Origin of the sequence: Salinarimonas sp. NSM (assembly GCF_052380005.1) — a bacterium.
GTDB lineage: Bacteria > Pseudomonadota > Alphaproteobacteria > Rhizobiales > Beijerinckiaceae > Salinarimonas.
In genome coordinates this window covers 26,092-37,973 of the sequence record NZ_JBQTCJ010000022.1, presented here as the reverse complement: position 1 = coordinate 37,973, position 11,882 = coordinate 26,092, and the positions used below count along the sequence as shown (strand labels likewise).

Sequence of the window (11,882 nt, the reverse complement as noted above, 5' to 3'; positions counted from 1 at the left end):
ATCGGACCACGGGAGGGGACGATGACGCAGACCGTCGTGGGGCCCGCCCCCGCGAAACGCGTGTCATGGAAGCCGAGGATGAGGCGATCCGTCGTCACGGGCATCGCCACGATCGGCGCGCTGCTCGTCGCGTGGTGGCTCGCGACCAGCGTGCTCGGGCTCGTGAGCCCTGCGCGCTTTCCCTCTCCGGAGGCCTTCCTCGCCGCCCTCGACCGGATCTGGACGCAGGGATATGCCGGCGGCACGCTGATCGAGCACGTGGTGCAGAGCGTGCGCCTCGTGTTCATCGGCTTCCTCACCGCGGTCGTCATCGGCGTGCCGCTCGGCTTCGCGATGGGGTACGACCGGCGCATCGAGGCGTTCGTCAATCCCGTCTTCCTCGTCCTGCGGCCGATCCCGCCGCTCGCCTGGATCCCGCTCGCCATCGTGTGGTTCAGCCTCGGTGACGCCTCGAAGGTGTTCGTCATCTTCGTATCCGCCTTCGTGCCGTCCGTCATCAACACCTATACCGGCGTGCGCAACGTTCGTAAGCACCTCGTGGAGGCGGCTCTCGTCCACGGGGCGACCCGCGGGCGCGTGATCCGCGAGGTCTACTTCCCCGACGCGTCGCCGATGATCTTCACGGGCCTGCGCCTCTCCCTGCAGGCGAGCTGGACGACGCTCGTCGCAGCCGAGCTCGTCGGCGCGTTCCTGGGCCTCGGGCGCGCGCTGCAGACGGCCTATCGCGACGTGAACACGCCGATGATCCTTGTGGCCATGGTGGCGATCGCGATCGCCGGTGCGGCGACGACGATCCTCCTCTCGAAGCTCGAGAAGCGGCTCATCCGCTGGAGGGCGGAGCCATGACGCGCGCCGTTCCGCTCTGGGCCTATTCCGCCTCCAGCCTCGTCCTGTTCTTCGGCGTGTGGCACGGCGTGACGGTGCTCGGCCTCGTCTCGCCCTTCGTGCTGCCCTCGCCGGTGACGGTGGCGGAGCGGGCGATCGCGATGATGCAGCGCCCGTTCGCCGGAGCGCTCCTGTGGGAGCACGCCTTCTCGTCCTTCCTGCGCTTCCTCGGCGGCTTCGGCCTCGCCGCCGTGATCGGCGTGCCGCTCGGCCTGATGATGGGCCGCTTCCGGCTCCTCGACGAGATGGTGACGCCGGTCTTCGAGGCCTATCGCTACGTCGCCCCGCTCGCCTGGGTGCCGTTCGCGGCGCTCTGGTTCGGGACCGGGGTCGGCGGCGCGATCATGGTGATCTTCACCGGCGCCTTCGCGCCCTGCCTGATCAACGCCTATCGCGGCGCGCGCCTCGTCGACAAGCACCTGATCGAGGCCGCGCAGACGCACGGCGCCTCGGAGCTCAGGATCGCGACCGAGGTCCTGCTGCCCGGCGCGCTGCCCTCGATCGTCGCGGGCTTGCGGGTCTCCGCGGGCCTCGGCTGGCAGTCCCTGATCGGCGCGGAGCTGATCGTGGTCAGCTCGGGCATCGGCTACGTGATGATCCAGGGCCAGTCGAACCTCAGCCCCCAGACCGTGATCACCGCGATGTTCGTCATCGGCCTCATCGGTCTCCTGATCGACGTCGGCCTGCGCGGCGTCGAGACAGCCGTGCGCCGGAAGTGGGAAGGACAATGAGCGAGATCGTCATCGACAAGGTGTCCAAGATCTTCGGCGAAGGCTCGGCCAAGCCCTTCGTCGCGATCGAGGGCGTCGAGCTGCGCGTCGCCGACCGGGAATTCATCTCCGTCGTCGGTCCCTCGGGCTGCGGAAAGACCACCCTGATGCGGATGGTCGCCGGGCTCGAGTCGGTCAGCCGCGGCGAGATCCGCGTGGCCGGCAAGCCGGTCACCGGCCCTGGTCCCGACCGCGCCGTGGTCTTCCAGCAATTCGCGCTCTTCCCGTGGAAGACGGTGCGGGAGAACATCGTCTTCGGCATGCGCTCGCGCGGGGCCACGAAGCACGAGCGCGACGAGGCGGTCGCCTACTACCTGCATCTGATGAAGATGGAGGGCACCGCCGACAAGTATCCCCATCAGCTCTCGGGCGGCATGCAGCAGCGCGTGGCCATCGCCCGCAGCTACGCCACCGATCCGGGCGTCCTGCTCATGGACGAGCCCTTCGGTGCGCTCGACGCCCAGACCCGGACCATCATGCAGGAGGAGCTGGTGCGCGTGTCCAAGGGCAATCCGCGCACCGTCATGTTCATCACCCACTCGGTCGAGGAGGCGGTCTACCTCGCCGACCGCGTGGTGGTGATGGGCCGCAATCCCGGCCACATCCGCGAGGTGATCGACGTCGCCTCGACCCGGCAGGCCGAGAGGTGGTCCGAAGAGCCCATCGACGACGTGATGGAGAAGCCGAGCTTCACGCACCTGCGTGGCCAGGTCTGGCGTCTCCTGCGCGAGCAGATGGGCGCCGACGTCTGACGAAGACAAGAGGGGAAACGTTCCGATGACCTTCAAGCGAAGCCATGCGCTCATCGTCGCGGCCGCGCTCGCGCTGCCCGGCGCCGCCGCCGCGCAGGACGGCACGACCGAGATCAAGGTCTCCTATCAGCCGGCGCTGTATTGGGCGTTGCCCTACTACATCGCCGACCAGATGGGCTGGTGGGAGGAGGTCGGCCTTGTGCCCTCCTACTCGACCTTCCCCTCAGGCGCGCCCCAGGTCGCGGCCGCTGCCGCGGGCGACTGGGACGTCGGCGGCACGGGCTCGGCGCCCGCGGTGCTCGGCGCCGCGCGCTTCGACATCGTGACGATCGGCATCACCAACAATGAAAGCGCGACCAACGCCATGATGGTGCGCGGCGACGAGGCGGAGGCCATCCGCGCCGATCCCGCCGGCCAACTCCGCGGGCAGCGCCTTCTCGTCACCACCAACTCGACCGGCGAATACGCCGCAGCCGCCTGCATCGAGAGCTTCGGGCTGAGCTATCCCGAGGATGTCGACGTCGTGAACTTGAACCAGGGCGAGATCATCAGCGCCTTCGCCAGCGGCACCGGCAAGATGGCGGGCCTGTGGGCGCCCAACATCTACACGCTGCAGGACCGCGCCGGCGCCGAGCTGCTCTGCTCTGGCCAGGATGCCGGCGCCATCGTGCCCGGCGCGCTGATCGCGCGGCGCGACTACGCCGAGGCGAACCCGGAGCTCGTGGCGCGCTACCTCGCGGTCTTCCTGCGCGGCGTCGACTACATCCGCGACAACAACGACGAAGCGGTCTCGATGATGGCGGACTTCTATGCGCTCACCGGCGTGGAGCTGCCGGAGGAGTTCCTGCGCCAGGAGATCGCCCTGCGGCCCATGTTCACCCTCGACGAGCAGCTGGAGATCATGGAGGGCGACAACCCCACCGCGGTCCAGTGGTTCGACGGGCTCGGCGGCTACATGACCTCGACCGGCACGCTCGAGAGCGAGCTCGACGCCTCTACCTTCGTCGATCCCAGCTACATGCGGCTCGTCGCCGACACCCCCGAGCTCGCGGCCTTCGCCCGCGGCGAGTGATCTCACCAATCGAGTGGAGACGAGGATGGAATACCTGAAGACGGCGCGGAAGACGGCAGCGACGGACGAGCGGAACGTCCGCGACACGGTGCAATCCATCCTCGACGCGATCGAGGCGGGCGGCGACGACGTCGCCCGCCGCTATGCCCGCGAGCTCGACGGCTACGACGGGGAGATCGTCGTCTCGGACGTGGACCGGGCGGCGGCCGCGGCCAAGGTCGACCAGAAGCTCAAGGACGACATCCGCTTCGCCCGCGACAACGTCCGGCGCTTCGCCGAGCGCCAGCGCGAGAGCCTCCAGGACGTGGAATACGAGGTCGTTCCGGGCCTCGTCGCCGGCCAGAAGCAGATCCCCGTCTCGGCGGTGGGCTGCTACGCGCCGGGCGGGCGCTACGCCCACGTGGCGAGCGCCATCATGACGGTGACGACCGCCAAGGTCGCCGGGGTCGGCCACATCACGGCCTGCTCGCCGCCCAAGCCGGGCGTGGGCATGAACCCGGCCGTGCTCTACGCGCTCGACGTCTGCGGCGCCGACCGCATCCTCAACCTGGGCGGCGTGCAGGGCATCGCCGCGATGGCGTTCGGCCTCTTCGGCGCGCAGCCCGCCCGCGTCCTCGCGGGACCCGGGAACCAGTTCGTGGCGGAAGCCAAGCGCATCCTGTTCGGCCGCGTGGGCATCGACATGTTCGCCGGCCCCACCGAGAGCATGGTGATCGCCGACGCCTCCGCCGACCCCTTCATCGTCGCCTGGGACCTCGTCGGCCAGGCGGAGCACGGCTACAATTCCCCCGTCTGGCTGATCGCGACGGACCGCGCCATCGCCGAGGAGGTGGCTCGCCTCGTGCCGCGATGCATCGCCGAGCTTCCCGATCTCAACCGGGAGAACGCCACGCGCGCCTGGGACGAGTACGGCGAGATCATCCTGGCGGACAGCCGCGAGGAGGCGGTTCGCATCAGCGATGGCTACGCCTCCGAGCACCTGCAGGTGCAGGCGGTCGACCTTGATTGGTGGCTCGACAACCTGACGAATTACGGCTCGCTCTTCCTCGGCGAGGAGACCACCGTCGCCTATGGAGACAAGTGCTCCGGCCCCAACCACGTGCTCCCCACCAAGGGCGCGGCGCACTACACGGGCGGGCTCTCGGTGGGCAAGTTCATCAAGACCGTGACGTGGCAGCGCGCGACCCGGGAGGCGAACCGGGCCATCGGCCAGGCCTGCGCCCGGATCAGCCGGCTCGAGGGCATGGAGGGCCACGCCCGCACCGCCGACGTGCGGCTCGCCAAGTACTTCCCCGGCGAGAATTTCGACCTGAGCGCTGCGTCATGAGCCCGTTCGACGTCGACCTGTTCGACGTGTCCGGGCGCGTCGCGGTCGTCACCGGCGCGTCCTCGGGGATCGGCGCCCATCTCGCGCGGATGCTCGCCGCGCGGGGCGCGCGGGTCGTGGCGGTCGCCCGCCGCGCCGAGGCTCTGGCGGGGCTGGGCGACGGCATCGCGGCGTGTCCCGCGGACCTCGCCGCGATCGAGGACTGGGACGGCTTCGCCGCGACCCTCGCCGCCCCGTTCGGCCCGCCGCAGATCGTCCTGCATGCGGCGGGCGTGAACCTGCGCGAGCCGTGGGATGCGATCTCGGGCGCGACCTGGGACGCGACGCTTGACCTGAACCTGAAGGTACCCTTCTTCCTGTCCCGCGCGCTGGTGCCGGGGATGGGCGGCTGGGGGCGCATCGTGACCTTCGCCTCGCTCCAATCCTCCCGGGCCTTCGCGAACTCGATCCCATACGGCGCGTCGAAAGGCGGCGTCACTCAGCTGACGCGGGCGATGGCGGAGGCCTGGTCCTCAGGCGGGATCATGGCGAACGCCATCGCGCCGGGCTTCTTCCCCACCGAGCTGACCGGGCCGGTCTTCGCCGATCCGGAGCGTGCCGCCCGCAACGCGGCGCAGACCTGCATCGGGAGAAACGGCGCGCTCGCCGATCTCGACGGCCCCACGCTGTTTTTCTGCTCGCCCGCCTGCGCCTACGTGACGGGCCAGGTGCTGCATGTCGACGGAGGCTTCACCGCGAAATGAAGGCGCTCGTCCAGACCGCTCCCCTCAGCCTCGAGATCCGCAACGTGCCGGCGCCCGAAGCGGACGTCGTGCGCGTCGCCTTCTGCGGCGTCTGCGGCTCCGACATGCACGCCTATGCGGGCCACGACCCGCGCCGGCCGACGCCGATCGTGCTCGGCCATGAGATCGCGGGATACGACGCCGCCGGGCGGGCGGTGACGGTGAACCCGCTCGCGACCTGCGGGACCTGCGCGTGCTGCACGTCCGGCCGCGACAATCTCTGCCCGGAGCGCAAGATCCTGTCGATGCCCCCGCGCCCCGGCGGCTTCGCGCAGGCGGTCTCTGCCCCGGCGCGCTATTGCGTCCCGATCCCCGACGGCGTGCCGCTCGAGGCGGCAGCGCTGGCCGAGCCGCTCGCCTGCGGCTGGCACGCGGTGCGGCTCGCCCGCCGCATAGCGCCCCTCGGGCACGCGCTCGTGCTGGGCGGCGGCGCGATCGGGCTTGGCGCGGCGCTCGCGTTCGTCGCGCAGGGCGCGGAGGCCGTCACCGTGGTGGAGCCGAATGCCGCCCGCGCCGATCGCCTGCGGGGGCTCGACGGCATCACCGTCGCCGACACGCCGACCGCCGCCGAGACGGTGATCGACGCGGTCGGCATCGACGCCACCCGCGCGGCTGCCTTCGCGGCGGTGCGCCCCGGCGGCGTCATCGCGCATATCGGGCTGGGCGGCGGAACGGGCGGCTTCGATCCGCGCTACGCGACGCTGCAGGAGGTGACCTTCTTCGGCACCTATACCTACACGGCGGAGGATTTCCGCGAGACGGCGGCGGCGATCTTCGACGGGCGACTCCCTATCGTACGCCACCTGGACGCCCTCGTCGAGCTACGGCCGATGATCGAGGGGCCGGCCGTACTCGCCGCCCTCGCAGAGGGCCGCATCGCCGCACCCAAGGTGCTTCTCATGCCTTAGAATGATGAGCGCCTAGCTTGTGAAAGACCAGCCGTTTTGCACGTCATGGCGAGAGAACAGGCCATGTCGCCCTGAGGATGGCTGAAGTCGTGCGAGTTCAGGGTGACGAAGGCGAAGAGCCGGCCCTCCGGCGCGTTCTCCAGAAGCTCGGCGTAGATCTCGATCAGCGCGGCGTCGCCAATGCTGTTCCTGGAGCGGTGGAACGGGGCCAAGCGGGCGAAGGCGCGCTCCGCAGCTCGGACCTTGGTCATGTCGGTGAGCCGAACCATCGTTCCCGGCTCGAGGAGCATCTCCACGCGCTCGACGAGCTCGACGACGCCGTCGGGCTTCAACGAGATGCGGTGGTCAATCTCGTTCAAGGCGTCGATCGTCTCCTGCGCCCGATCCGCATCGGCATGTCGCTTCACCGCGTCACGCACCATACGGAAATGAGCCTGGAGGCTGCGCTTGGCGTCGGCGATCACGCGCGCCTTGTTGCGCGCGAACTCCTCACGGACGAGCTCCGGCACGATGAGCTCCACCTCCTGATCCCTGACCAGGTACTGGAGGGCGCCGATGACGGGCTGCTCGCGGTGATCCTTGGCGAGCTCGAGCCAAACACAGGTGTCGATGAGCACGCTGATCGCCATCCGCCCCCCCCCGTGCCTCGCGCCAGGCCAGGAGCGGACGGTACGAAAACGAGGACGTCGGCGCCAGCGCGGGAGGCGCGGTGACGTCCTCGACGCGCCGGTGCAGGATTGGCGACACCGGCGGGGCCGGCGCCGAGACACGGGCCGTCAGCGTCGTTCTTGCGATGCGCAATCGAAGGCAGCGCCGAAATTCGGCATCCGGCGGATTGCCGTTCGTCGTCGTGCTCGAGTCCACTTTTCGTGAGTCGGGCGTCCGCCGAGTCCAGCTTTCGCAAGTAGCGAGTCAAGCTTATGGTGAGGGCGGTACAGCCAAAATCGAGCGTGCGCAACGGTTTCAGCCGAACATCTGAGTCAAGCTTCTCAGTTTCCCGTCATCCCGCGGGGATCAGCGAATCGAGCTGAGCAGCGTGCGCATGCTCGCGAGCGCCTCGGAGCGGGTCACGCGCTCGAGGTTCGCGCGGAAGGCGTGCGCATTGGCCTCGATCTCGCTGGACAGGCCCTTGAGCTCCGTCAACGACGCGGCGATGGCGGTGGAGCGCGCACGCATCCGCGTCTCACGGGACTGATAGGCAATCATAGGGAGATTCCTTCCTCGCGTTTCTTGCCTGTTTCGGCTTTGCCGTACCAGCCCTTGATCAGCGAACTCTCCAGCAATCGCCAGCCGAGATGCTTCCAGAACGAAGCAATGGCCCATCCTTCGGCACCAAATCGGCTCTCTTTCTCGGCGAATACCGACCCGGTGGCGATCCGATTAAGCGCCGTTTAACAACTCACGCGCTATACCATGTGAATGCTCGACCATGCACTCGTCACCGTCGTCGACCGGATGCGCGAGTGGGTGGCAGAGCGTCGCCGCGATCGACCGAGCGCCGCGCCCCCGTGGAGCCGGCGACGCGCGGCCGCGAATGCCCGGTTCGCCGGCGAGACCTTCTTCCGCCTATCCCTCGTGCGAGGCGCCGTTGCGGCGCGCCAGTGACGTTCCCGGAGACCAACCCGATGCTCGCCCTCAAGACCAGGCCCGCCCAGTCGTCGTCGCTCGGCGTCGACGCCCGCTCCGTCCTCGACGGCCTGCCCGACGCCGTGATGATCTGCGAGGTCCCGAGCTTCGAGATCGTCTACGCCAACGCCGCCTCGCGAAAGCTCCTGCGCGAGATCGCGCACGAGCTCGACATCGACGTCGAGCGGATCATCGGTACGTCGATCGACGTGTTCCACAAGCGCCCGGAGCATCAGCGCACGATGCTCTCCGATCCGAAGCGGCTGCCCCACACGGCCCACATCCGCCTCGGCAGCGAACGCCTGTCGCTGCACATCGCGCCGGTGTTCGACGCGCGCGGGCGCTACACGCACGCGTCGCTCACCTGGAACGTCGTCACGAAGGTGCTCGAGAAGGAGGCCGAGACGCAGCGCCTCCTCCAGATGATCGACGAGATGCCGATCGCGGTGATGACCTGCGACCCGGTCGACTTCAAGATCAACTACCTCAACAAGACCAGCCGCGAGACTCTGAAGCGGATCGAGCAGCACCTGCCGATCAAGGTCGACCAGATGATGGGCTCGACGGTCGACGTGTTCCACAAGAACCCGAGCCATCAGCACGGCATCCTGCGCGATCCCTCGCGCCTGCCGATGAACGCCAACATCCGCGTCGGGCCGGAGACCCTCAACCTGAAGGTCAACGCGATCCTGGACGCGAACGGCGCCTATATGGGACCGATGGTGTCCTGGTCGATCATCTCCGACAGCGTGCGCCTCGCGCACAGCGTGACGGAGGCGGTGGAGCAGATGGCGGGGTCCTCGAACGCGATGTCCGAGTCCGCGACCAGCATGGCGGAGATCGCGGAGCGCGCGCAGGCGATGGCCGCGTCCGTTTCCGCCGCCACCGAGGAGCTCGCCGCTTCGATCGGGGAGATCGCCGAGCAAGTCTCGACCGCCTCGGGCCTCGCGCGCGACGCGACGTCGAAGGCCACGGGCGCGGACACGATGATCAAGCGTCTCGCGGAGGCCGCCGCGTCGATCGGAGGCATCACGGAGGTGATCCAGACGATCGCGGCGCAGACGAACCTGCTCGCGCTCAACGCGACGATCGAGGCCGCCCGCGCGGGCGAGGCCGGCCGCGGTTTCGCCGTCGTCGCCGCGGAGGTCAAGGCGCTCGCCACCCAGACCGCGAAGGCCACCGACGAGATCAAGGAGCGCATCGCCGGAATCCAGGCGATGACAGGGGATACGGTGGACGTCATCGCCGCCGTGCGCAGCCAGATCGCGACGCTCAGCGAGACCTCCGACCAGATCGCCGCCGCGGTGGAGGAGCAGTCGGTGGCCGTGCGCGAGATCACCGCCAACATGACCGGCGTCTCAGACGCCGCCGCCGAGACCGGCCGCGCGGCGGGCACGGTGAGCCGCGTCTCGACGGATCTCGACGGCCAGACGGCGCAGCTCACGTCCGAGGTGCAGACCTACATCGAGCGCACGCGGTAACCGGCCGCGCGGCCGCGCCCCTCACTCCCCGAGGCGATACGCCACCACCTGATCCGCCACCTGGTCCTTCAGGATCGGGTTGCCGCCCACCGCGAAGACCACCCAGTCGACGCCGTCGTGGGTGAACACCGCCGGGATCGAGACCGCCGGCGCGTGGACGCGGTCCGACCAGAGCTCTTCGCCGGTCGCGGCGTCGAGCGCGCGCACGCGCGCGTCCATCGACGCGCCGATGAAGACGACGCCGCCCGCGGTGACGACGGGGCCGCCCAGCGTCGGGGTGCCCCAGTCGCGCAGCCCGTAGAAGCCCCAGTACTGGCCCATGCCGAAGGGCACCTCCCAGAGGCGCTCCCCCGTGCGCAGATCGATCGCGCTGAAGGTGCCGAAGGGCGGCTCCCAGCAGGGGATGCCGGCCCAGTTGCTCCAGTCGGTCAGCAGGAAGCCGTAGGGAGAGCCTTCCTGCGGATAGTAGCCCTCCTCGGCGCCCGACTCCCCGCCGATGCGCTCGTATTCCTCCCGCGGGATCAGCTTGATCAGCTGCACCACGCGCATGGAATTCACGTAGAGGACGTCGGTTCTCGGGTCGACGGCGACGCCGCCCCAGTTGGTGGCGCCCGCCGTTCCCGGGTACATGAGCGTCCCCTGCTCGGATGGGGGCGTGAAGAGGCCGTCGTAGCGATACTGCTCACGCTCGCGCGAGCATTGGCCGAGGCTCATCGCGTCCGCGAGCCACCAGACCTCGGGCAGGTCGAGCGCGTCGCTCAGCGGTGCGGGTGCGGTCGGGAAGGGCTGGGTCTCGACGGCCACCTCGCCCTGGGCGTCGCTCGCGGGCACCGCACGGTCCTCGACGGGGAAGACCGGCTCGCCGGTGCGACGGTCGAGGACGAAGAGGAAGCCCTGCTTCGTCGCCTGCACGAGCGCGGGGATCGTCTCGCCGTTGCGGTCGATGTCGACGAGGGTCGGCGCCGACGGCGTGTCGTAGTCCCATATGTCGTGGCGCACGTGCTGGAAGGTCCACGCCACGGCGCCGGTCTCGAGGTCGATCGCCGTCACCGAGGTGGCGAGCGGGATCGGGTCGGTGCGATCGCCGCCCCAATAGTTCGGGCTCGGCGAGGAGACCGGCGCGTAGGCGAGGCCGAGCTCGGGATCGACCGACATCGCCGTCCAGATGTTGGCCGTCCCCGTGCGTTCGATCATCGCCTCGGGAATGAACGCGGTCTCCCAGAGGAGCGCGCCGGTGCGCGCGTCGACGGCGAGCAGGTTGCCGGGGGGCGCGACGCTGTATTCCCAGTCCTTGCCCGCCCAGCCGAGGAGAAGGATGTCGCCGACGACGGTGGGCGGCTGGAGCAGCGAGAACGGGAATTCGTCGTTGACGTCGTTCCATTGGTTGACGTTCAGCACGCCGCCATCGGCGAAGTCGGCGCAGGGCGTGCCCGTGTCGGCGTCGACGGCGTGAAGCGTCGCGTCCATCGTGCCGATGTAGACACGCTTCTCGCATGGACCCTGCCCGCCGCTCTCCCAGTAGGCGACACCGCGGTTCTTCAGCGCCGGCTGCGTCAGCGCCTCCAGCGTGGAGCGCGTGTCGTAGCTCCAGATCTCCGTGCCGGTCGCCGGGTCGAGCGCGATGATCCGGTAGAGCGGCGTGCCGAGGTAGAGCGTCTCGTTGGCGTAGATCGGCGTCGCCGACCAGACGGTCGCCGGAAGCTCGCCCGAGCCGTCCGAGACGTCTCCCGTGCGGTATTCCCACGCACGCTCGAGGCGCGACATCGCCTCCGGGGTGAAGCTCTCGACGTCGGCGAACTTCCGCGAGGCGAGGTCCCCGTGGAAGGAGCGCCAGGCGGGCTGCTCGGCACGGGCGGGGTGGTCGGGCGCCGGGAGCGCGAGGAGCGATCCCGCGACCAGCGCGGCGAGGAGTCCGAGGCGCGTCAGGCGAGCCTTGGGCGTGGTGGGCACGACGCGCACGACGACGAGCATGCCGAGCGTCACGACCATGGCCGCGAGGAAGAGGTCCTGCATCAGGAACCACGCGGCGAGCGCCGTCAGCAGCGCGCCGACGGCGAGGAGCCCGTCGAGCGCCGCGAGAAGGCCCGCGCGTATGGGGACCAGGAGGGCGACGAGCGCGCCGGCCGCGACGGCGCAGGCGCCGACGAACGCGAGCAGCGCCCCGAGCGTCCCGTCGACGCCGGTATGGATGCCGAGATACGCGACGCCCGCGAGCGCAGCGCCGCACAGGGCGGGAACGAGTACGAGGGCATAGCGGGAGTGCATCCGGGCCTCTTCCT

Annotated in this window: 11 protein-coding genes; 8 read left to right on the top strand and 3 right to left on the bottom strand. The window is 69.5% G+C overall.

Annotation, left to right across the window (positions count from 1 at the left end):
* Positions 1-78 precede the first annotated feature (78 nt).
* The 7 genes from ACTZWW_RS10285 to ACTZWW_RS10255 are packed head-to-tail and all read left to right on the top strand — an operon-like array spanning position 79 to position 6,496.
* On the top strand, positions 79-846 hold the full coding sequence (locus ACTZWW_RS10285) for an ABC transporter permease (RefSeq protein ID WP_444780861.1): 768 nt from the start codon (positions 79-81) through the stop codon (positions 844-846).
* Entirely contained in the window at positions 843-1,616 is a 774-nt protein-coding gene (locus ACTZWW_RS10280) for an ABC transporter permease (protein WP_444780860.1), read from the top strand. Before ACTZWW_RS10285 ends, ACTZWW_RS10280 begins: the two co-directional genes overlap by 4 nt.
* Positions 1,613-2,407, top strand: a complete 795-nt coding sequence (locus ACTZWW_RS10275) for an ABC transporter ATP-binding protein (protein ID WP_444780859.1) — start codon at positions 1,613-1,615, stop codon at positions 2,405-2,407. The genes ACTZWW_RS10280 and ACTZWW_RS10275 overlap by 4 nt, the downstream gene beginning before the upstream one ends.
* A 25-nt stretch (positions 2,408-2,432) precedes the next feature.
* Entirely contained in the window at positions 2,433-3,479 is a 1,047-nt protein-coding gene (locus ACTZWW_RS10270; RefSeq protein WP_444780858.1) for an ABC transporter substrate-binding protein, read from the top strand.
* 25 nt (positions 3,480-3,504) lie between these two features.
* Positions 3,505-4,806, top strand: coding sequence for a histidinol dehydrogenase (gene hisD / locus ACTZWW_RS10265; protein WP_444780857.1), 1,302 nt, complete (start codon positions 3,505-3,507; stop codon positions 4,804-4,806).
* A complete protein-coding gene (locus ACTZWW_RS10260) occupies positions 4,803-5,549 on the top strand; it encodes an SDR family NAD(P)-dependent oxidoreductase (RefSeq protein ID WP_444780856.1) in 747 nt (248 codons plus the stop codon). The genes hisD and ACTZWW_RS10260 overlap by 4 nt, the downstream gene beginning before the upstream one ends.
* The gene (locus ACTZWW_RS10255) at positions 5,546-6,496 is read left to right on the top strand and encodes a zinc-dependent alcohol dehydrogenase (RefSeq protein WP_444780855.1); all 951 of its coding nucleotides are present in this window, start codon (positions 5,546-5,548) and stop codon (positions 6,494-6,496) included. The genes ACTZWW_RS10260 and ACTZWW_RS10255 overlap by 4 nt, the downstream gene beginning before the upstream one ends.
* Here ACTZWW_RS10255 and ACTZWW_RS10250 read toward each other — a convergent pair.
* Together ACTZWW_RS10250 and ACTZWW_RS10245 are read right to left on the bottom strand one after the other, a co-directional pair.
* Positions 6,493-7,113, bottom strand: coding sequence for a PIN domain-containing protein (locus tag ACTZWW_RS10250; protein WP_444780854.1), 621 nt, complete (start codon positions 7,111-7,113; stop codon positions 6,493-6,495). The two genes, ACTZWW_RS10255 and ACTZWW_RS10250, sit on opposite strands and share 4 nt — an antisense overlap.
* 397 nt (positions 7,114-7,510) lie before the next feature.
* A complete protein-coding gene (locus ACTZWW_RS10245) occupies positions 7,511-7,672 on the bottom strand; it encodes a hypothetical protein (RefSeq protein WP_444780853.1) in 162 nt (53 codons plus the stop codon).
* A gap of 449 nt (positions 7,673-8,121) precedes the next feature.
* Here ACTZWW_RS10245 and ACTZWW_RS10240 point away from each other — a divergent pair, with 449 nt between their 5' ends.
* Positions 8,122-9,603, top strand: a complete 1,482-nt coding sequence (locus ACTZWW_RS10240) for a methyl-accepting chemotaxis protein (RefSeq protein WP_444780852.1) — start codon at positions 8,122-8,124, stop codon at positions 9,601-9,603.
* Positions 9,604-9,624: 21 nt separating this feature from the next.
* Here ACTZWW_RS10240 and ACTZWW_RS10235 read toward each other — a convergent pair whose 3' ends face one another.
* Positions 9,625-11,868, bottom strand: a complete 2,244-nt coding sequence (locus ACTZWW_RS10235; protein WP_444780851.1) for an outer membrane protein assembly factor BamB family protein — start codon at positions 11,866-11,868, stop codon at positions 9,625-9,627.
* Positions 11,869-11,882: the final 14 nt, after the last annotated feature.

Coding starts and splice junctions, on each gene's coding strand:
- ACTZWW_RS10285 (WP_444780861.1), top strand. CDS start 79: ATGAGGCGATCCGTCGTCACGGGCATCGCCACGATCGGCGCGCTGCTC.
- ACTZWW_RS10280 (WP_444780860.1), top strand. CDS start 843: ATGACGCGCGCCGTTCCGCTCTGGGCCTATTCCGCCTCCAGCCTCGTC.
- ACTZWW_RS10275 (WP_444780859.1), top strand. CDS start 1,613: ATGAGCGAGATCGTCATCGACAAGGTGTCCAAGATCTTCGGCGAAGGC.
- ACTZWW_RS10270 (WP_444780858.1), top strand. CDS start 2,433: ATGACCTTCAAGCGAAGCCATGCGCTCATCGTCGCGGCCGCGCTCGCG.
- hisD (WP_444780857.1), top strand. CDS start 3,505: ATGGAATACCTGAAGACGGCGCGGAAGACGGCAGCGACGGACGAGCGG.
- ACTZWW_RS10260 (WP_444780856.1), top strand. CDS start 4,803: ATGAGCCCGTTCGACGTCGACCTGTTCGACGTGTCCGGGCGCGTCGCG.
- ACTZWW_RS10255 (WP_444780855.1), top strand. CDS start 5,546: ATGAAGGCGCTCGTCCAGACCGCTCCCCTCAGCCTCGAGATCCGCAAC.
- ACTZWW_RS10245 (WP_444780853.1), bottom strand. CDS start 7,672: ATGCGTGCGCGCTCCACCGCCATCGCCGCGTCGTTGACGGAGCTCAAG.
- ACTZWW_RS10240 (WP_444780852.1), top strand. CDS start 8,122: ATGCTCGCCCTCAAGACCAGGCCCGCCCAGTCGTCGTCGCTCGGCGTC.
- ACTZWW_RS10235 (WP_444780851.1), bottom strand. CDS start 11,868: ATGCACTCCCGCTATGCCCTCGTACTCGTTCCCGCCCTGTGCGGCGCT.